General features: G+C 66.5%; 16 protein-coding genes and 1 pseudogene. 8 read left to right on the top strand and 9 right to left on the bottom strand.

Annotated elements, in window-relative coordinates; all coding sequences use genetic code 11:
• Positions 1-94: 94 nt before the first annotated feature.
• Positions 95-598 (bottom strand): annotated as a pseudogene (locus tag EDE12_RS11060) (SulP family inorganic anion transporter); the annotation flags it as partial.
• Positions 599-782: 184 nt separating this feature from the next.
• Between EDE12_RS11060 and EDE12_RS11055 the strand changes: the two are divergent.
• Positions 783-1,076, top strand: coding sequence for a hypothetical protein (locus EDE12_RS11055; protein WP_024880595.1), 294 nt, complete (start codon positions 783-785; stop codon positions 1,074-1,076).
• A gap of 10 nt (positions 1,077-1,086) precedes the next feature.
• Positions 1,087-1,671: a nucleotidyl transferase AbiEii/AbiGii toxin family protein gene (locus tag EDE12_RS11050; RefSeq protein WP_051592511.1), complete on the top strand. Its 585-nt coding sequence runs from the start codon at positions 1,087-1,089 to the stop codon at positions 1,669-1,671.
• A gap of 46 nt (positions 1,672-1,717) precedes the next feature.
• Here EDE12_RS11050 and EDE12_RS11045 read toward each other — a convergent pair whose 3' ends face one another.
• From EDE12_RS11045 to EDE12_RS11030, 4 genes are all read right to left on the bottom strand, one after another.
• Complete coding sequence (locus EDE12_RS11045; protein ID WP_026599043.1) at positions 1,718-3,997, bottom strand: TonB-dependent receptor; 2,280 nt, start codon at positions 3,995-3,997, stop codon at positions 1,718-1,720.
• A 74-nt stretch (positions 3,998-4,071) separates the two neighbouring features.
• The gene (locus EDE12_RS11040; protein WP_026599042.1) at positions 4,072-4,479 is read right to left on the bottom strand and encodes a hypothetical protein; all 408 of its coding nucleotides are present in this window, start codon (positions 4,477-4,479) and stop codon (positions 4,072-4,074) included.
• A gap of 143 nt (positions 4,480-4,622) precedes the next feature.
• Positions 4,623-5,513, bottom strand: a complete 891-nt coding sequence (locus EDE12_RS11035) for an alpha/beta hydrolase (protein ID WP_026599041.1) — start codon at positions 5,511-5,513, stop codon at positions 4,623-4,625.
• On the bottom strand, positions 5,510-5,884 hold the full coding sequence (locus tag EDE12_RS11030; protein ID WP_245267345.1) for a copper uptake system-associated protein: 375 nt from the start codon (positions 5,882-5,884) through the stop codon (positions 5,510-5,512). The genes EDE12_RS11035 and EDE12_RS11030 overlap by 4 nt, the downstream gene beginning before the upstream one ends.
• Positions 5,885-6,159: 275 nt before the next feature.
• Here EDE12_RS11030 and EDE12_RS11025 point away from each other — a divergent pair, with 275 nt between their 5' ends.
• From EDE12_RS11025 to phbB, 3 genes are all read left to right on the top strand, one after another.
• Positions 6,160-6,693, top strand: a complete 534-nt coding sequence (locus EDE12_RS11025) for a TetR/AcrR family transcriptional regulator (protein WP_026599040.1) — start codon at positions 6,160-6,162, stop codon at positions 6,691-6,693.
• Between the two features lie 111 nt (positions 6,694-6,804).
• Positions 6,805-7,980 (top strand): acetyl-CoA C-acetyltransferase, encoded by a 1,176-nt coding sequence (locus EDE12_RS11020; protein ID WP_026599039.1) that lies wholly within the window; start codon positions 6,805-6,807, stop codon positions 7,978-7,980.
• 69 nt (positions 7,981-8,049) lie between these two features.
• Complete coding sequence (phbB, locus tag EDE12_RS11015; RefSeq protein WP_026599038.1) at positions 8,050-8,775, top strand: acetoacetyl-CoA reductase; 726 nt, start codon at positions 8,050-8,052, stop codon at positions 8,773-8,775.
• A 217-nt stretch (positions 8,776-8,992) separates the two neighbouring features.
• Here the strand turns inward: phbB and EDE12_RS11010 are convergent, their stop codons facing one another.
• The 3 genes from EDE12_RS11010 to EDE12_RS11000 form a co-directional block, all read right to left on the bottom strand.
• Complete coding sequence (locus tag EDE12_RS11010; protein WP_024880586.1) at positions 8,993-11,110, bottom strand: PAS domain S-box protein; 2,118 nt, start codon at positions 11,108-11,110, stop codon at positions 8,993-8,995.
• Between the two features lie 189 nt (positions 11,111-11,299).
• Positions 11,300-13,366, bottom strand: a complete 2,067-nt coding sequence (locus EDE12_RS11005) for an elongation factor G (RefSeq protein WP_026599037.1) — start codon at positions 13,364-13,366, stop codon at positions 11,300-11,302.
• A gap of 134 nt (positions 13,367-13,500) precedes the next feature.
• Positions 13,501-14,574 carry a DUF2332 family protein gene (locus tag EDE12_RS11000; RefSeq protein ID WP_026599036.1) on the bottom strand — a complete coding sequence of 358 codons (1,074 nt, stop codon included), beginning with the start codon at positions 14,572-14,574 and terminating at the stop codon, positions 13,501-13,503.
• Between the two features lie 194 nt (positions 14,575-14,768).
• Between EDE12_RS11000 and EDE12_RS10995 the strand changes: the two genes are divergently transcribed.
• The 3 genes from EDE12_RS10995 (at position 14,769) to rdgB (ending at position 16,910) form a co-directional block, all read left to right on the top strand.
• On the top strand, positions 14,769-15,479 hold the full coding sequence (locus EDE12_RS10995) for a Fe-Mn family superoxide dismutase (protein ID WP_026599035.1): 711 nt from the start codon (positions 14,769-14,771) through the stop codon (positions 15,477-15,479).
• Between the two features lie 94 nt (positions 15,480-15,573).
• The gene (gene rph, locus EDE12_RS10990; RefSeq protein WP_026599034.1) at positions 15,574-16,287 is read left to right on the top strand and encodes a ribonuclease PH; all 714 of its coding nucleotides are present in this window, start codon (positions 15,574-15,576) and stop codon (positions 16,285-16,287) included.
• Positions 16,284-16,910 (top strand): RdgB/HAM1 family non-canonical purine NTP pyrophosphatase, encoded by a 627-nt coding sequence (gene rdgB, locus EDE12_RS10985; protein WP_026599033.1) that lies wholly within the window; start codon positions 16,284-16,286, stop codon positions 16,908-16,910. Before rph ends, rdgB begins: the two co-directional genes overlap by 4 nt.
• Positions 16,911-17,348: 438 nt before the next feature.
• On the opposite strand, the gene EDE12_RS10980 is transcribed toward rdgB, so the two are convergent.
• Positions 17,349-18,572, bottom strand: a complete 1,224-nt coding sequence (locus EDE12_RS10980) for an OmpA family protein (protein ID WP_026599032.1) — start codon at positions 18,570-18,572, stop codon at positions 17,349-17,351.
• Positions 18,573-18,579: the final 7 nt, after the last annotated feature.

Here is an 18,579-nt window from a genome sequence, read left to right as displayed (position 1 = left end):
AGCTCCGCCGATCGCCTGTTGCTCACCCCACGCCCGCGGGCGTATCAACCGCCGGGACTCAACTCGCCGCTGGATGAAACTTCGGGGGCACGTCAAGACCGATGGCGATGGCCGCGGGATTCGCCTCACGCCAATGCTTCGCCATTTCGGCGACGCGATAGAATTCGCTGCCCTCGACGCTCGGCAGGCCCAGCAGCGCGGGAAGCTGCGAGATCAAAATGTGAATCGAGATGCCGGCGAGAAAGCCCGTCGTTACCGGAACGGAGAGGAGATCGGCGATCCAGCCGGCGCGCAGCAGAAAGCCGAGAATGAGAATGCCGCCGACCAGCAGAGCGAGGAAGGAGGCGAGCGCCATGAATTGCGGCGAGCCGCGCGTCGCCAGCAGCGCCAGAGCGCCGGCGAAGATCGGCGCGATCGTCGAATCCGCGCCGGAGGAGAGGAAGCGGTTGGAGCCGAAAGCCGCGAAGGCGAGCGAGCCGGCGAGAAAAGCGAAAAAGCCGATCTGCGGCGGAAAGCCCGCGAGCCGCGCCGTGGCCATCTGCTCCGGTATGGCGATCGCCGCGAGCGTCAGCCCGGCCGCGACGTCATAGCGCAGCATGGCATGCGGCAGCGAAGGGAAGAACGGCCAGGAGCGTTGCTGCGGCATGGGGCGTGATCCGAGGCGAGCCTGTCGCAAATCTAGGGCGTGACGCTCGGTCTGTCATCGAGCAGCGGCGCCGCCGATGCTGACATCGCGCAGTCCTGATGCTAGCTTTTCTGCGACGCCGAAAGGATTTTCGAAAATGGGCGCGACAGAGCGAGTCGACGCGACGCTTCGTCTGGCGGCGAAATATGTTTGGGGCACGCCGCCGGAGATCGTCGTCTCGAGCGGCTTGCGAGGCCTCGTCGTGAATGTGATGGAGCTCGGCGTCTGGGAGGACGCCAATGAGCTGCTCGAGCTGATCGGGCCAGAGCTGTTCGTCGATGTGCTCGAATCGCCGCCGCCGGGCGCGATCTCCAGCCGATCGCTGGCGTTCTGGCATTATCGATTGGGCCGGCCGGGCGCGCCGCCGAAAGCGCGCAAGAGATTCGCGTGATGGAGCGCCAATGCTGACGCCTCTGCTCGACGCGCTGCCCGCGCCGCAACGTGGTCTCTGGCCACTGCTCGCACGGATACCACGCCATTATGCGCTCTACGGCGGCACCGCGATCGCGCTTCGTCTCGGGCATCGCACGTCGGTCGATTTCGATTTTTTCTCCGACGTTCCGCTCGACGATGACGCCAAGGGCGCGCTTCTTGCAGTGCTGCAGAAATTCGGCAGGGTTTCCGTGCTGCAAAGCGAGAGGAATACATTGACCGTGAGCGTTTCACGGGACGACGAGCCCGTAAAGCTGAAAGTGAAAGTGATTCACGATCGCGCAGAGGGAAAAGACTATCAGGACATTGCCGCTATGCTGGCGATAGGTCAGAGCCTCGCGCATGGCCTCGCCGCCGTCAAATCCTTGTTCGGTCCGGCGGTCCCCGCGATGATTACGTTGAAAGCTTTGTCGTATTTCGATGACGTGAATGAATCGTGGCGCGTGACCGAAGACGTGAAGACGACGATTTCCTCCGCCATCGAACAGCTTTCTGCGCAATGGAGTGAGGCGCCGATCGTGTTGCATGCGCTTGGTTGCGTTCGCGCCGATTAGAGGAATACGCGAAGCGACACCAATGGATCGCTTCGCGCATCGAGACTCAAAACGCCCATTTCATCCCGGCGTAGACCGCGCGGCCATAGCCCGGATAAAAGGCCGCGGGGTTCGACGCGCGCGCGTCGATGATCGTCGTCACATCGCTGATGTAGTGGCGATCGGCGAGATTGCGCGCATCGATATAGAAGGTGAGCCCATAGGGCAGCTTCATGCCCGCCTGAACGCCGAGCAGCACATAGCCGGGCGTCTGCAGCGTGTGCATGTAATCGACGTAAGAACCTTCCGGAACCCAATCGATCGACGGTGCGACATAGAGCCCGTCGGGCCGGCTGTAGGAGAGCGTCGTGCGCAGCACATGGCGCGGAACGCCGGCCAGCGGATTGTTTCCGTAATTGGCGTCGCCAACGAAACGGAAGTCGCTCCATGTCCAGACTTGGCTGAGCTTCAGCACATCATCGGGCGCAGTGATGTTGCGCCACAGATCGACGCTTGCGGCGAGCTCGACGCCCTGATGCATGGTGCGCTTGGCGTTGAAGGTCGTCGCCGGCACGCCCGCGCCGGGATTGGTGCTGAACTTCAGCAGCTCGTCCTGCAGCTCGGTGTGATAGAAAGTCACGTCCCAGGAGAAGCGATCCCATTTGCCGCGCGAGCCGATCTCGCCGGTCCAGGCCTTTTGCGAAGCGAGCGGCGTGAAGGAGGCGCCCGGCGTCGGCGGGAAAAAGCCCTGCGTCAGATCGATGAAATCGGGAACGTCGCGGCTGCCGGTCATATCGGCGAAGAATTGAATCTCCGGCGTCGGCTGGAACATTAGTCCGACCTTGGGCACGACGCCGCGATAATTCTTTTCCGTGTGATTGGCGAGCGGCTCATAGGGAATGCCGCCGATCACGGAATAGCGCCGATCGTCGCTGAAGATTTTTGCGCCGAACATCAGAGCGAGCTGCGGCGCGATATAGAAGCGATCCTCGAAATAGGCCTCGAGATTGAGCGCCGCCATGCGATTGTTGCGGATCTGCGCGCTCAGCCCCGGATTGATGAAGGTTCCGCAAAAGCCGAAGCAGGTGCCCGCGGCGCCGAATTGCGCGAGGCCGTTGAAGGAATAGGGCGGGAAGGAATAGGCCGCATTGGCGAAATTCGCCGGTAGCGCGCCATAGGGATTGAACTTCGCGCCATTGTAATTGGAATACCAATTATCGGTGGAGCCGCCGCCCCACACGCGCCCGCCGACGGTCAGCTCGTTCTTATGGCCGGCGATCTCGAATTTCGTCGTCAGCTTCGGAGCGAAGCCCCAGCTCTCGCCTTCCTGCTCGATGACGACGAAGATCGGATGATAGAGGTAATTGTGGATGAACCAGCTGTCGACGTCGATGCGGCCGATGTCTGTCTCGAATGTCGTTTTGTTGGAGATGCGCTGGTTGCGGACATTGCGCGCCTGATCGGCGCCGAAACCATCCGCGCCGAAGCCGGCGATATAGGGCAGCGTCGCGAGCGTCGGATTGCTGCGCGCATTATTGAGCGTCAGCGTGCCGGGCAATTGCTGATTTGTGTCATAGACGCCGAAGTAGAAGCGCGTCTCGATGTTGTTGGAGAAGCGATAGCCGATATTGCCGTTGATCTGCACATAATCGGATTGCGAATGGGTGCGGAACCCGTCCGAATGCGAGAAGGTTCCGTTGACGAGGAAATCAAAGTCGCCGATGACGCGCGACACCTGCGCCTGTCCGCGAATGGAGCCGAAGCTGCCGCCGTCGATCGCGAGCATGTTGGGCGCGAGCGCCGTGCGCGCGGTGGGCGAGACGAAATTGATCGCGCCGCCCAATGTCGAGGAGCCGAAGGAGAGCGCGTTGCCGCCCTTATAGACCTCGATCGAGCGGAAATATTTGGGGTCGATCTCGTAGAAATCGCCGCCGCCGTCGGCATAGTTCATCGGTATGCCGTCCTGCAGCAGCTCGAAGCCGCGCAGATGATAATCGCGCGTGAGATTGGAGCCGCGCATGGAGAGGCGCAGCTCTTGCCCGTAGCGCGTATCGACGAAGACGCCGGGAACGTCCTTCAGCGCGTCGCGCAGATCGGCGATATGGCGCGTCTGCATTTCCGGCGAGGCGGCGTCGACGAAAGCGACCGAGCCGACAGTCTGCTCGATGCGGCGCTTTTGCTCCGCGACCGAGGGAGCGGTGAGCGAGCCCGTCTGCGGCGCCGCATTGGCGGAGCGCGCATCGGAGCCGATGTCGATCGGCGGCAGCGCCGATTGCGCAAAGGCTGCGGGAGCCGCGAGAAGAAGCGCGCCGGCGGCGACGCCGCGCGAAAGAAGGCTGCGATACATAGAGTTTCTCCTGAGACGGCGTCGCGCCGTTCGAAGCCAAGTCGGAACGCGGCTTTCGCCGCATGGCGTTGCTGTCAGGAGAAAAGTGGCGGCGCCCGTGACGACCAGGATGTCGTCCAGCCGATCGGCGCAGGTCGCGGGCGATCTGCGGTCGCGCGGATCGGCGTCGCATGCGCGTCGGCGCCCAGAGCCGTGACGATGAAGGAGCCGATGACGGCGACGCCGTCGCGCAGGCTCCATTCGCAGAGCAGGCAGCAATGCGAATGCGCGCCTTCGCCGGTGGGCGCCTGGCGATGGTCCTGCGTCGCGCAATCGGGCGCGGCGAGCGCGATTTCCGCCCGCGCATTCGTCGCGTGGGCGAAAGGCGCCGCGGCGAACAGCAATTGCAGCAGCAGCGGAAGAACGGCGAGGATCGTCGCGAGCGCGTGCGAGCGGCGCGCCGCTCCTCGGCCTGCTTCGATCATCCGCTTCGCCTGGTTCATTCGCCTCTCGCGCCGCGCGAACCGTCGCTCGGTTCCGCTTTCGTTTTCTTGGTAACTGACCAATAGTCGCGAGGCAAGCCGAAGCGGCCGCCTGCGGCTGCTCGCAACGGAGATTTCCGAGGGTTGTGACCGCGAGGACACAGTCAGGCGCGTCCGAGGCGCAGGCCGGCGGCGAAGGAATCGATCGCTGCGGCGACGACATCCGGACGATCGACGGCGACGAAATGGCGGGCCTCGCGCAAGAGCAGGACCGAGGCTTTCGGCGCCTTGGCGAGAAGATTGGCGTAAAAGGCCGATATCTCTTCTTCGCTGCGGCCGGCGAGGTAGGAATCGGTCGCCGCCAGAGCGAGCAGAGGCGCGTCGAGCCGCGTGAGTTCCGGCCGCAGATCGGCCGACAGCATCTCGATGACATAAGCGGCGGTCGCGGCGGGATCGCTGCGCGCGGCGCGCTCGGCGAAACGCTCGGCCTGCCGCGAATCGTTCATGCGCGCGGCGAGAAAGCCGCGCAGCGTCTCTCGAAAGCGGGCAGGATCGCCGGCGCCGACGGCAAATTGCGCGGCGAGGCGCTGCGCTGTGCCTGCGCGCTCCTCGGCCGTCGCGCCGGCGAGGGCGGGGAAGACCGGATAGCCATCCAGAGTGACAATTCCGCCGAACAGCTTGGGATGCGCCGCCGCGGTCTTCAGCGCGATGAAGGCGCCGAGGCTATGGCCGACGAGGAGCGGCCGCTTCAGAGCGGCCACATAGGCCGCGATATCGGCGCAAATGCGCGGGATCATCGGCGCCTCGATCGGCGGGCGGCCGTCGAAGCCCGGCAGCGTCAGCGCGTGAATCGAGAAGCGCGGGGAAAGCCGGCGGGCGATCTCCTCCAGCGCCCAGGCGCCGCAGGCGAGGCCTGGGATCAGCACAAGAGGCTCGCCGGCGCCGCTCTGCTCGACCGAGAGAGTGCGGAATTGCGTCTCGGCGCCGGCGAGAGCGGGCGCGGCGGCGAGAAGGCTCGTTCCGGCGAGCAGCGCACGTCGGCTGAGCGACGTCATGGAATCGGGCGATGATGCGGGTCGAGCGGCGTATGGCCGCCGGCGGCGTCCACAGCGACCACGCCGTCGAATCGCGACATGCGCTCGAGCAGGGCGGGGGAGAGACGGCGCTCCGCCGTCGCCAGCGAAGCGGCCAGCGCCTCGGCGCGGGGCCGCGCGAGGCCGAGCTTTTCGAGCGAGGCGCTCTGCTTCAGCGCGTCGCCGGCGCAGAGCGAGATCTCCCATTTGCCGTCCTTGCGGCGCAGCAGCGCGCGGCCGCCTTGCTCGCCCTGCGCCCAATCGGCGATGGCGACGTCGCCGTCGATGACGATCGGCTCGACGGCGAGCGGCGAGTCGGGACGGTCGAAGGTCTGCATGAGGAGATGTTTCACGGCTGCTTCGTCATCGCCGGCCGCCGCGACGGCGACGTTCGCGCCGAGGAGGAGAGAAAAAAGCGCCGCGCCGCATCCGGCTCTCCGAAAAAAACTCATCTCGCCCCCCATTTCGATCGTCGAAAATTATTGGTAAGTTACCAATACAAGTTTGGCAAGCGTCCCACGACGAAAGCTCGGCCCCATGCGAAAGGGATGGCGAGGGCGCGCCGCCGCATTGCCCAGACGAGCAGGTTTTTGGTAGGGAGCCGGCATCGGGCTCGGAAAGATCGGCAGTGACGGCGGAAATCAGCGTCAGACGGCGGATATTGAACGCCGCGCTCGATATCGTCGAAAAGGACGGCGTCGAGGCGCTGACCCAGCCGCGCGTCGCCAAGGCCGCGGGCGTGCGGCAGTCGCATCTCACTTATTATTTCCCGCGCAAGGCCGATCTCTTCGTCGCTCTGCTGCAGGCCTCGCATGATCGCGCCGAGCGCGCGGGCGCCGCCGAGGAGGCCGACGAGCTTTTCGACACGCTGCGCAATCTCATGCTCGGACGCGGGCGGATGCGCTTCTTTCTCGCCATCGTTCTGGGCGCGAGCGAGGAGGATGAGCTGCGACCCGTCCTCGCCGCCCATGCGCAGGGGTTGACGCGCCGCGTCGCCGCCTATTTCGGGCGAGAGGCGGATGATCCTGCGGCGGTCGGCTTCGTCGATCGGCTGCGTGGTCTCGGCCTGCGGGCGCTGCTCGAGCCCGGCCTCGCAGAGATCGAGACGGGTGAATTGGAGCGGCTCGCCGCCGAATTCGGCCTCCGCCGCCCGAAGAATTGACGCGCCGCGTCAACGATGCCCGCGTCCGGCGCTTGACGAGCCGCGACTCAAAATGCTCAACGTGCGCGAGCGGCGTCCGCCGGCGCCAGCCCGACCAATCAGGAGAACGATATGACGACGGAGATCGTGATCGTTTCCGCGGCGCGCACTGCTGTGGGATCGTTCAACGGAGCTTTCGGTTCAACGCCCGCCCATGAATTGGGCGCGGTCGCTGTCAAGGCCGCTATCGAGCGCGCCAAATTGGAGGCCGCCGACGTCGACGAGGTGATCCTGGGTCAGGTCCTCGGCGCGGCGCAGGGACAGAACCCCGCGCGTCAGGCCGCCATCAAGGCGGGCGTGCCGCAGGACAAGACCGCTTTCGGCATTAATCAGGTGTGCGGCTCGGGCCTGCGCGCCGTGGCGCTCGCCGCTCAGCAGATTCAGTCGGGCGACGCGAGCATCATCGTCGCCGGCGGCCAGGAGTCCATGTCGCTGTCGCAGCATTCCGCTCACATGCGCGCCGGCACCAAGATGGGCGATGTGAAGTTCGTCGACACGATGATCGTCGACGGCCTCACCGACGCCTTCAACAATTACCACATGGGCATCACGGCGGAGAATGTCGCGGCCAAGTGGCAGATCAGCCGCGCTGAGCAGGACGCTTTCGCCGTCGCCTCGCAGAACAAGGCCGAGGCGGCGCAGAAGGCCGGCAAGTTCAAGGACGAGATCGTCCCCTTCACCGTCTCCTCCCGCAAGGGCGATGTGATCGTCGATCAGGACGAATACATCAAGCATGGCGTGACGCTCGAGGGCGTCGCCAAGCTGAAGCCGGCCTTCACCAAGGACGGCACGGTGACGGCGGCCAACGCCTCCGGCCTCAATGACGGCGCGGCGGCGCTCGTCATCATGACGGCGGCGGAAGCGGCCAAGCGCGGCCTCACGCCGCTCGCCCGCATCGCCTCCTGGGCGACCGCCGGCGTCGATCCGTCGCTCATGGGTTCCGGCCCGATCCCTGCCTCGCGCAAGGCGCTGGAGAAGGCCGGCTGGAAAATCTCCGACCTCGATCTCATCGAGGCCAATGAGGCTTTCGCCGCGCAGGCTCTGGCCGTGAACAAGGATCTCGGCTGGGATCCGGCGATCGTCAACGTCAATGGCGGCGCCATCGCCATCGGCCATCCGATCGGCGCCTCGGGCGCGCGCATTCTGACGACGCTGCTCTATGAGCTCGGACGCCGCGGCGGCAAGCGCGGCCTCGCCACGCTCTGCATCGGCGGCGGCATGGGCGTCGCCCTGACGATCGAGCGCTAAATATAAAAGGACCGCGCGCCTGAGAGGCTCGCGGTCCAATTCTTTGAAAATTCGATGAAGGAGGACGAGGTGGGCAGAACAGCGGTTGTGACGGGCGGCACGCGCGGCATCGGCGAGGCGATTTCCAAGGCGTTGAAGGCTGCGGGCTATAATGTCGCCGCGACCTACGCCGGCAATGACGAGGCGGCGAACAAGTTCAAGGCGGAGACCGGCATTCCGGTCTATAAGTTCGACGTGTCGGACTATGACGCCAGCGCCGCCGCCATTGCGCAGATCGAGAAGGATCTGGGCGGGGTCGATGTGCTCGTGAACAACGCCGGCATCACCAAGGACCGTCTGTTCCATAAGATGGAGCTGGCGCAGTGGCGCGCGGTGATCGACACCAACCTCAACTCGCTGTTCAACGTCACCCGCCCTGTCATCAACGGCATGCGTGACCGTGGCTTCGGCCGCATCATCGTCATCTCGTCGATCAATGGCCAGAAGGGCCAGGCCGGTCAGACGAACTATTCCGCCTCCAAGGCCGGCGACATCGGCTTCGTCAAGGCGCTGGCGCAGGAGAGCGCCTCCAAGGGCATCACCGTCAACGCCATCGCGCCCGGCTATATCGCCACGGAGATGGTGAAGGCCGTGCCGCAGGACGTGCTCGACAAGCACATCATCCCCTATATCGCCGTCGGCCGCCTCGGCGAGCCGGAGGAGATCGCGCGCGCCGTGGTGTTCCTCGCTTCGGACGACGCCGGCTTCATCACCGGCTCGACGCTGACCATCAATGGCGGCCAGTATCTGGCCTGACGGGAGCGCTCGGGCGCGCCTCGAGATCGCCTCGCGCCATATTCGTCTTCTTCCTTCTCCCCGCGCGGGGAGAAGGCGAGGATGAGGGGCTCGGGGCGTTTTCCGTCTGTGAGAGCCGCGGATCGCCGCCCTAGAGCGCGTTCCGATCGAACGGTATCGTTCGATCGATCAGAATTCGCTCCCGGTTCAATCTGAACCGGAATCACTCTAGCGCCGATCACTCTTCGGCCGGCTCCTCCAGCCGATCATCGACTAGCGGCAGAGTGAAGCTCAGACGCGCGCCGCCGCCGGGGTTCTGCTCCGCCCACAGCTTCCCGTAATGCGCCTCCACGATCGCGCGCGAGACCGCGAGGCCGACGCCGAGCGCGTGCTTCTTCGTCGAGGTGAAGGGCTCGAACAGCTCATCCGCCACTTCATCGGCGAGGCCCGCGCCCGTGTCCACGATATCGACGCGGATCATGCCGCTCTCGTCGATTCGGGTCGAGATGACGAGCTCGCGCTTCTCGGAGCCCTGCATGGCCTCCAGCGCATTGCGCTTCAGATTGACCAGCACCTGCCGAATCTGCACGCGATCGACGATCACCGCGTCATCCTCCGCCGCGAGATCGAGCGTGGTGACGACCTTGACATGGTTGCGCGCCATATCGGTGAAGGCGCAGGCGTCGCGGATGATGTCGTGCAGCCTCTGCAGCGTCTTGTCCGGCTCGGCGCGCGTCACGAAGCCGCGCAAATGGCTGATGATCTGCGCCGCGCGCGTCACTTGGGCGACGGCGCTGTCGAGAATCGGCTCGAGATCGGCGGTCGCGGTCTCGGCGCGTCGCAGCACGCGGCGTGCGGCGCTGAGATAGGTGGAGATCGCCGAGAGCGGCTGATTGATCTCATGGGCGACATTCGCCGCCATTTGCGCCATCAGATCGAGCCGGTCGGCGCGCAGCTTGCGCATCTGCGCCTCCGCCCGGCGGCGGTCGGTGAGATCGCGCAGGAACAGCACGAGCAGCCGCTCGCCGTCATGCGCCGCCTCGCTGACGGAGAGCTCCAGCGGAAACAGCGAGCCATCCTTGCGGCGGCCGATGCGCTCGGGCTCCGCCTCGGCGGGCGCGGCCCCGTCGGCGCCCAGCGTCGCGAAACGAGGGTCGTGGAACGGCTCCGGAAATAGAATATCGACCGGGCGTCCGATCGCCTCCGCCGCCTCATGGCCAAAGAGCCGCGTCGCCGCGGAATTCACGGCGTGAATGACGCCCTCGCCGTCGATGATGACGATCGCGTCGACCGCGCCTTCGACGATCGCGCGCAGACGCGCCTCGCTCGCGCGGCGTTCCTGCTCGGCGCGCGATCTCTCGCTGAGATCGCTGAGCATCACCGCATAGCCATAGAGATTGTCGGAGTCGTCGCGCAGCGGGGCGATCAGCTCCTCGGCGGGAAAGATCGAGCCGTCCCGGCGCCGGCGCGGCTCCTGGCGCTTGACGACGCTGCGCGCCACGAGAGCGCCGAGCTCCTCCTGCGTGTCGGATGAATGAAGGATCGACAGGCGGCGCCCCAAAATTTCATCGCGGCTCCAGCCGGTAATGCGTTCGGCCGCCTCGCTCCAGGCGACGATGCGCTCTTGCCGGTCCAGCGAGAAGATCGCCGAAGCCGGCGCGCCCTCGGCCAGCAGGCGGAAATGCTCTTCGCTCTGCCGCAGCGCCTTGCGCGCGCGCTCATAGTCGAGGCTCTTGATCGTCTTCCAGCGGCCGCCGCGGCGGATCAGCGCGAATTCGTGCCGGGCGATCACCTCGACGATCTCCGGCGCGCCGATCAGCCGCAGCGAATAGGAGCAGAGCGTCAGCATGCGCACGGAGCCGTGCAAGGCGGCGAGCCCGTTCTCATAGGTCATGAAGATCGACCAGTCCGTGGCGTCCACCTCGAAGGCGTTGCCGCTGGCGCGCAATCCGTCGAAACCGGCGCGCAGCGCCGAGTCATGGGCCGAGCGCCAATCGTCCAGCAGCCGGTTCTCGTCCAGCTGGCCGGCGCGAAGATACCATTCTTCCGGGGAGAGGATGTCGATGCGCCCCAGCGTGAGATCGGCCTCGAGATCGGGAACCAGCGTCGCCAGGCGCGTCTTGGCGGCGGCGACAGTCAGCGGCGGCGAGGCGACCCAGATGCAGCGCTCATTGGCCGCGAGACCGGCCGCGAAATAGGGCGCGACAATGTCGAGGAGATCGTCGACATCATCGAAGAACTGGCAGAAATGCGTGCCCCACGGCAAATCTCCTGCGCCCTCTATTCCCGAAGGGCGCGACAGCCGCTCGCTCCGCGACCGAAGAGTCACGAATTCCGTCGCGGTCTCAGCCTGCATTTATTCATTCCAGTATGGACCGCCGCTATCTCCGGTTTGCAGGGCGCGCCCGCTCGCCTTCGATCCGCCAATCGGATGGGACCAAATGCGAACATTGTCAAAATGAGACAATGTTTCGTCGTCACCTGTGCCGATCAAGAACCGCGCCACAGAGGACCCGTCCCGAAACGAGTCGAAGCTGCGCCATTCTCAATGGCTCGCAGCGCTGCGCGCGGCCACGACCTCATGCGCTTGTCGCCCGACCACCTCGGTCAGATGATCGAAGGCGGCCTCGAAAAATCCGGCGCCCGAGGTGGCCGAGCGCAGCTCGACGATGAGATCGCCGATCTCCGCCTCCGGAATGAGCGCGTCGAGCTCGTCCCAGCCTTCCCATCCCGGGCGCGGGCCAAAGCCCAATATTTGCCCACGCCGCGCCGAGACAATGCCTGTCGCGCGTGAGACCGCCTCGCTCGGCGCGAATATCGCCACGGAGAGCATGGGCTCGAGCAGAACCGGCTCGGCTCTGCCCAGCGCCTCGATCATGCCGATGCGCGCCGCCGTGCGGAAGGCCATGTCGGAGGAATCGACGCTATGATACGAGCCGTCGACCAGCACCGCCTCCACATCGACGACCGGAAAGCCGAGCGGCCCGCGCGCCAGCGCGTCCCGGCAGCCGGACTCGACCGAGGAAAAGTATTGTTTTGGCACAGTGCCGCCATGGACGCGCTCGGCGAAAGCGAAGCCTTCGCCACGTGCGCGCGGCGCCACCTCCAGCACCACATCGCCGAATTGCCCATGGCCGCCGGACTGCTTCTTGTGGCGGCCGCGCACGCTCACCGGATGGCGGATCGTCTCCTTATAGCCGATGGCGGGACCGTGCGTGGAGACGGTCACGCCATAGCGCGTCGCGAGGCGTTCCAAAGCGACACGAATATGCATCTCGCCCTGGCCGAGCAGCTTCATCTCGCCGAGCGCCTGATCATGCAGGAAGACGAGCGAAGGGTCCTCGTCGATGAGCTTGGCCAGAGCGGCGGCGAGGCGCATCTCGTCCTTGCGATCGCCGACCGACAGCGCCAGCGCATAGACGGGGCGGGGCGCGGCCAGCGGCGCCGGGGCGGGCGGCGCGCCGGCGCGCGCATCCTGCAGAGCCTCGCCCGCTACGACGCCGTCGAGCCGGCCGAAAGCCACGGTCTCGCCCGCCTCCGCTTTGGCCTGGCGCGTCGCCGTGGCGCCGAGCATGGAGGAGACGCCGCTGATCTTCTCCTCCGCGCCGGATGAGCCGATCACTGTCTGTCCGTCGGAGAAGGAGCCGCGCAGCACGCGCGCCAGCGACAGCTTGCCGCCATGCGGCGTATGGACGGAGCGGAACACATGGGCGAGGGCGGGGCCTGAATCGGCGACGCCGAGCCGGGCTCTGGTCGCGGCGACGCTCGGCGCCTCGTGGCGCAACGCTTTCAGCAGCCGCGTCACGCCGGCGCCGCGCTCCGCCGCGCCGATGAACACGGGCGCGACATGGCCGAAGCGCAGCTCCTTGGCGAGATCGTCGAAAATCTGGTCGCGCGGCGGCTCTATGTCGCTGAGCAACTCCTCCATTAGCGCGTCGTCGTAATCGGCGAGCCGCTCCAACATGGAATAGCGCGCCTCCTTCTCCAGCACGGCGTTGCCGTCGGGCATTGCGACGACCTCGGAGGGCGCGTGCTCGCGATAGACATAGGCGCGCTCCAGCGCGAGATCGATGAAGCCGACCGCAATGCCATTGTTCCAAAGCGGGATTTGCCGCAACAGCAGCGGCGTGCGCGAGGCCGATTGCAGCAGGGCGAGCGAGTCGCGCAGATTGCCTGTGGCGGAGTCGATCTTGTTGAGGAACAGAAAATGCGGAACGCGCGCCTCCTCCACCGCGCGCAGCACGAGCTGCAAGGCGGGCAGCTTGCGCGGATCGGATTCGGCGACGACGATCGCGGCGTCGGCCACGGCGAGGACGCGGCGTTGCTCATGGGTGAATTCGACCGAGCCGGGACAATCGACGAAAGTGTAGCGATCGCCGAGATAGTCGGCGCGGCCGATGTTGCATTCGACGCTCATCGCATGGGCGCGCGCTTCTGGAGAGGCGTCGCCGACGGTGGAGCCGTCGCGCACCAGCCCTTGCCGCTGCACGGCTCCGCAGCGCGCGAGCAGGCACTCGAAAAGGCTGGTCTTGCCGCTCTGAAAAGGGCCGACAAGCGCGATCAGTCGCGCGCCTTCGGCTCGCGCCGCGCCGGACGTTCTCGTTTCACTCATGTCCTGCTCCCGTTCCCGGCGCCGGCGAGTGGAAACCTTGTCGGCTCCGTCGAGGTTGATGCTCCCACCACATGGGTCGGCGCGCAAGCGATGAAAAGCGCTGCGGCGCCGGATGGATGCGAGCAGGGCGAAAGCTATGCGGCGGGATGCGGGACGGCGCCGCTCCACTCGATCCAGCGCCCGTGAAAATCCGCGCGGCCGAGCGCAAAGCTCTCGCCGTCCGGCCAGAGCGTCAGCGTGAGCGCGGCGGAGCGCGTGTCGCCGTCGGCCTCCATTTGCAGCCGCGCGAGCGGCGTCTCGCGGCTCGCTGCGGCGCCTGCGGCTTCGAGAGCGGCGGTGGCGCGGCGCTTGGTCTCGAGCGGCAAATATTGCCAGACGACCGAGTGATAGACGAAGCGCGTGACATTGGGGTGAGGTGGAGCGGCGAGTCGCGCGGCGAGCCAATCGCCGGCGTCGGCGCGCTCGACGCGCTCGCGATGCAGAGCGGCGAGAGCGAGCGCGGTCTCCATGCGCGTTAGACGTGCGTTCTGATCCGGCCAGACATAGGCGAGCAGCCGCGCGCGATGCGCGGCGTCGCCGGGATCGAGCGGATCGACATCGCAGCCGGCGCGCGCGACGATCTGCAACGGCGCATCGAGCGAAGGCGCCGCGCCGCGCCAGTCGCAGGAGAGGCGAAGACGCGCGGAAGGATCGCCGAAAGCGCCGACGCCGAGATCATATCCATAACGATCGAAATGCAGATTGAGGCCGGCGCTGGCGCCGATCTCGAATGTCTCCAGCGGCAGGCCGGTCGCCGCGGCGACGATCAGCGCGCCGCCTAGAATAACGCTGGAGCGGCCCGTTTCATTGGTCTGCGGCGGACGATCGAGAAAGCCCGCGAGAAAATCATCATGCGCCTCTATCGCGCATGCGACCTCGCGCGCGAGCCGCGCTTCATCGAGCGCATGGGGCGGGTAAACGGCGGCGAGCGCGCGCGCCTTGCCTGATCGCGCCAGAAAATGCAGCGCGCCGCAAGCGCGCAGCGCCAGCGCATCGGCCTTGGCGCGCGGACCCCAGGCGCAAATCCTGCGGCCGAAGGCGCTGCTCTCGTCGAGCCCGGCGGCGAGCGTCTCGCAGAGCGCGGCGGTGAAGGGCGAGGCGAGATCGCGGCATGCCTTCGCTTGGAAGGAAAAGGCGTCGGCGATCTCATCGGGCAGGCGTTTCGTCATTTCTCCCAGGCCTCCATAGGCGATTTTCGTAATCCGGCGCGGCGGCGAGAAATCGGTCGTTCCTGCGCTCAATTATGCGATAATTCACTTTGAGACGATCTCCCCCTCCGTCCGCGAAGCGGCCGAATGTCATTCGGAGCAAATTCGCTCCGGCGCGCGGAGAATGAAAGATCGTCGGTTCGAGGAGGCTGAGCGTGACGCAGGATTTTCATCGCAGACAATTTCTGGGCGCAGCGGCGACGACCGGGGCCGCACTGGCGGCCGGCGCAGCGCGCGCCGAGGAGAAAGCCGCCGTCGTGAAGCGCGCCGCCGTCGTCCATCAGCCGAAGCCGATGGCCTTCGATCCCCAGCGCGTCGAAGGAATGTCGGAGAAGATCCTCGTCTCGCATTACGAAAATAATTACATCGGCGCAGTGAAGCGTTTGAATGCGATCCTCGATCAGCTCTCTGGCGTCGATTTCGACAAAGCCCCCGGATTTCAGATCAACGGGCTGAAGCGCGAAGAGCTGATCGCCGCCAACTCGATGATCCTGCACGAGGTCTATTTCGCCGGGCTCGGCGCCTCCGGCAAGCCGGGGGCGGCGCTCGCCGCGGCGTTCGACCGCGATTTCGGCTCTTTCGACCGCTGGCGCGCCGAATTCGTCGCCATGGGAAAGGCGCTCGGCGGCGGCTCCGGCTGGGTGGTTCTGTCCTATGACAAGCATGGCGGGCGGCTGGTCAACAGCTGGGCGAATGATCATACGCAATGTCTGGCGGGCGGCGATCCGATCTTCGTGCTCGACATGTTCGAGCACGCCTATCAGATGGATTTCGGCGCGAAAGCGGCCGATTACGTCAAGGTCGTCATGGCGGCGGCCGGCTGGTCCAACGCCGATCGTCTCTTCGAGAAATACAGCAGAGCCTGACCGGCGGGCCGGCGCGCGCGGGCTGCCCGTCCGCCCGGCTTCCACTGGCGGCCGAACCGCGTTACTAAGGCCGCTTCTCTAGCAAGGAGCCTTCATGCGGCCGAGCAAACGCGCGCCAGACGAAATGCGTCCCGTCAGTTTCGAACGGGGCGTCGCCCGCTACGCCGAGGGCTCGTGCCTCGTCAAATTCGGCAACACGCATGTCCTTTGCGCCGCGACGCTCGAGGACAAGCCGCCGCCGTGGCTGCGCGGGCAGGGGCGGGGCTGGGTGACGGCCGAATACGCCATGCTGCCGCGCGCCACCCATACGCGCACGCGCCGCGAGTCGACCTCCGGCAAGCCGTCCGGCCGCACGCAGGAGATTCAGCGTCTCATCGGCCGCTCGCTGCGCGCCGTCACCAATCTGCCGGCGCTGGGCGAGCGTCAGATCGTCGTCGATTGCGACGTCATCCAGGCGGACGGCGGCACGCGCACGGCCTCCATCACCGGCGCCTGGCTGGCGCTGCATGATTGCTTCCAATGGATGCGCTCGCGCTCCATCATCAAGGACAATCCGCTGCGCGACCATGTCGCCGCCGTCTCCTGCGGCGTCTGCAACGGCGCTCCCGTGATCGACCTCGATTACACGGAGGACTCGACCGCCGAGACCGACGCCAATTTCGTCATCACCGGCTCGGGCGGGCTCGTCGAGGTGCAGGCGACAGCGGAAGTCGCCGTTTTCTCCGAGGATAATCTCGGCTCCATGCTGACGCTGGCGCGCGGCGGCATCGAGAAGCTCGTGCAAATGCAGAAGGCGGCGCTGGCGTGACGCGCAGAATCGAAGGTCGTCTCGTCATCGCGACGCATAATCCCGGCAAGCTCTGGGAACTGCGCCAGCTGCTCGAGCCGCATGGCGTCGACGCCGTCTCCGCCGGCGAGCTCGGCGTCGCCGAGCCGGAGGAGACGGAGACGACCTTCTCCGGCAATGCGCTTTTGAAAGCGCGCGCCTCTTGCGCGGCGACCGGCTTGCCGGCCTTCGCGGACGATTCCGGTCTCTGCGTCGATGCGCTGGATGGCGCGCCGGGCGTCTATTCGGCGCGCTGGGGCGGCGACAATCGCGATTTTTCCGCCGCCATCCGCCGCGTCGAGCGCGAGCTGAATGAGCGCGGCGCGACGGCGCCTTTCGCCGCGCATTTCATCTGCGCGCTCGCCATCGTCTGGCCGGACGGACATGTGGAAGAGTTCGAGGGCCGCGTCGATGGCGTGCTGGTGTTTCCGCCGCGCGGCGAGAAGGGTTTCGGCTATGATCCGATCTTTCTGCCGGATGGATTGGATCGCACCTTCGGCGAGATGATGTCGGCCGAAAAGCATGCGTTGCCGGGCGACGGCTCGCGCGCGCTGTCGCATCGGGCTCGCGCCTTTCAGGCTTTGGCGCGGGCCTGCCTCGCCTGACATGAGGAAAGCCCCTGGGCGCTGCGGCGGGCAGGGGCTTCGTGAAGGACGCGCGCGAGCTTTGCGCGCGTCAATGCTTCAGATGCGAGCCGCCGCTGCTCTTGCCGTGAGTTGGTTCTGGGCATGGAAGCCTCCGTTCGACGTCCGTCGCCGAAAACAACGGCGTCGATCCCAGGGCGATCGGGTGAAGGTCAATAATCCTCCCCCTCATGCTGAGGAGCGCCCGAAGGGCGCGTCTCGAAGCGCGATGGGGAGTTCCAGATGGCCGCGCATGAAGGTTCCCTCGTCCTTCGAGACGCCGCTTCGCGGCTCCTCAGGATGAGGAAACCTTCACCCGAGCGCCCTGGCCTCGATCCAAGGCTCCATTGCATTTTGGGGAGATTCGAGCGAAGCGGCAAGGCCGTCGCTCGCGCCGAGGCTCCGACAAAAGCGGGCGCTTCAGCGCAGCAGAATCTCCACCCGCCGATTCTCCGCCCGGCTCGCGGGATCATCGCCCGCGACAATGGGCTGCTCGTCGCCGACGCCGGCGCTGGTCAGCCGCTCGCGCGAGACGCCGATGCGGCGCAGATAGTCGAACACCGCGCGAGCGCGGCGCTGTGACAAATCGCGCTTGTCCTCGGGCGAGCCGACCGAGTCCGAATGGCCGCGCAGCTCGAGCGTCGCATCCGGGCATTGCTTCAGCGAGCCGGCGAGCCGCGCGAGGAATTTCTCCGCCCCCGCGCCGAGCGCGACGCTCTTGGCCGAGAAGCGAATTTTGTCCGATGCGGCGAGCGCCGCGAGCGCCGTGCGGCAGGGCGAGCTTTCCTCGGCGGACGCGGGCGGCGGCAGGCTCGGCCCTTCCGGCGCCGGCAGCGTCGGGTCATTGGGGCTGTTCCAGACGAGCGCGGCCGGCGGCGGCGGCGGCGCGGCGGGGGGCGCGGACCGCTCGGCCGAGCGGCCTTCCGAGACCTTGCGGCCTTTTTTGGGGGGAGACGGCGCCTCGACCAGCCGGGGCGGCGCGGCGAGGGCGGCGGCGACACGCTCCTGCTCGCGCTCCGCCCAGGCGGCCGCGGCGGCGCGATGGGCGTCCTGCTCCGCTGAGACGGCGGCGAGCGCCTCCTCGCGCTGGGAGGCGGCGTCTGGCGAGAGGGAGTCTACCCGCCAGACCGTCCGCACGCCGGCGGCGCTCGCCAGCCGCTCGGCCAGCGCCCTATGGCCGGAAGCGTCGGCGGGCAGGAAGACATCGCGGCCGCTGACCTCGAAATTCAAAGGATCGCCGCCCTCCCGCTGCACCAGCGAGCCGAGGCGATGCCCCAGCGCATCCTCGAGGCTCTTGGCCGCCTCGCTATTGGCGAGAATGGCGATGACGGCGACCATGCCGGCGCCGATGCGCCAGCCGAGATGATCGCGCGCGATCGGCCCCGACCACAGCGCCGCCGCGCCGAGCCCGGCCAGAAAGGCGGCGTAGAGCGCGAACACGCCCTCGAGATAGAGCGCGAATCGGCCGAGCGCGGCCTTGGCGAGAATGGCGACGAGGCACAGCGTCAGCGCGAGGAAGAAGTCTCCTTCGCGCAGCAACGAGGGATCGTCGTCCGCACGGCGCAGGCTGGCGAGGCCGGAGAGGGCGCCGACGAGGAAAGCGCTGGCGAGCCAAAGTCCGTAAAAGCTGAGAAAATAGGTCATGTCCAGC

Origin of the sequence: Methylosinus sp. sav-2, from assembly GCF_004366495.1 — a bacterium.
Lineage (GTDB): Bacteria > Pseudomonadota > Alphaproteobacteria > Rhizobiales > Beijerinckiaceae > Methylosinus.
Note: the sequence above shows the minus strand (reverse complement) of the source record. Positions and strands in the feature narration are given on the sequence as shown.

Excerpts from the sequence above, each read along its gene's own strand:
- EDE12_RS11055 (WP_024880595.1), top strand. The coding sequence starts at position 783 with ATGGGCGCGACAGAGCGAGTCGACGCGACGCTTCGTCTGGCGGCGAAA.
- EDE12_RS11050 (WP_051592511.1), top strand. The coding sequence starts at position 1,087 with ATGCTGACGCCTCTGCTCGACGCGCTGCCCGCGCCGCAACGTGGTCTC.
- EDE12_RS11045 (WP_026599043.1), bottom strand. The coding sequence starts at position 3,997 with ATGTATCGCAGCCTTCTTTCGCGCGGCGTCGCCGCCGGCGCGCTTCTT.
- EDE12_RS11040 (WP_026599042.1), bottom strand. The coding sequence starts at position 4,479 with ATGAACCAGGCGAAGCGGATGATCGAAGCAGGCCGAGGAGCGGCGCGC.
- EDE12_RS11035 (WP_026599041.1), bottom strand. The coding sequence starts at position 5,513 with ATGACGTCGCTCAGCCGACGTGCGCTGCTCGCCGGAACGAGCCTTCTC.
- EDE12_RS11020 (WP_026599039.1), top strand. The coding sequence starts at position 6,805 with ATGACGACGGAGATCGTGATCGTTTCCGCGGCGCGCACTGCTGTGGGA.
- EDE12_RS11010 (WP_024880586.1), bottom strand. The coding sequence starts at position 11,110 with ATGCAGGCTGAGACCGCGACGGAATTCGTGACTCTTCGGTCGCGGAGC.
- EDE12_RS11005 (WP_026599037.1), bottom strand. The coding sequence starts at position 13,366 with ATGAGTGAAACGAGAACGTCCGGCGCGGCGCGAGCCGAAGGCGCGCGA.
- EDE12_RS11000 (WP_026599036.1), bottom strand. The coding sequence starts at position 14,574 with ATGACGAAACGCCTGCCCGATGAGATCGCCGACGCCTTTTCCTTCCAA.
- rph (WP_026599034.1), top strand. The coding sequence starts at position 15,574 with ATGCGGCCGAGCAAACGCGCGCCAGACGAAATGCGTCCCGTCAGTTTC.
- EDE12_RS10980 (WP_026599032.1), bottom strand. The coding sequence starts at position 18,572 with ATGACCTATTTTCTCAGCTTTTACGGACTTTGGCTCGCCAGCGCTTTC.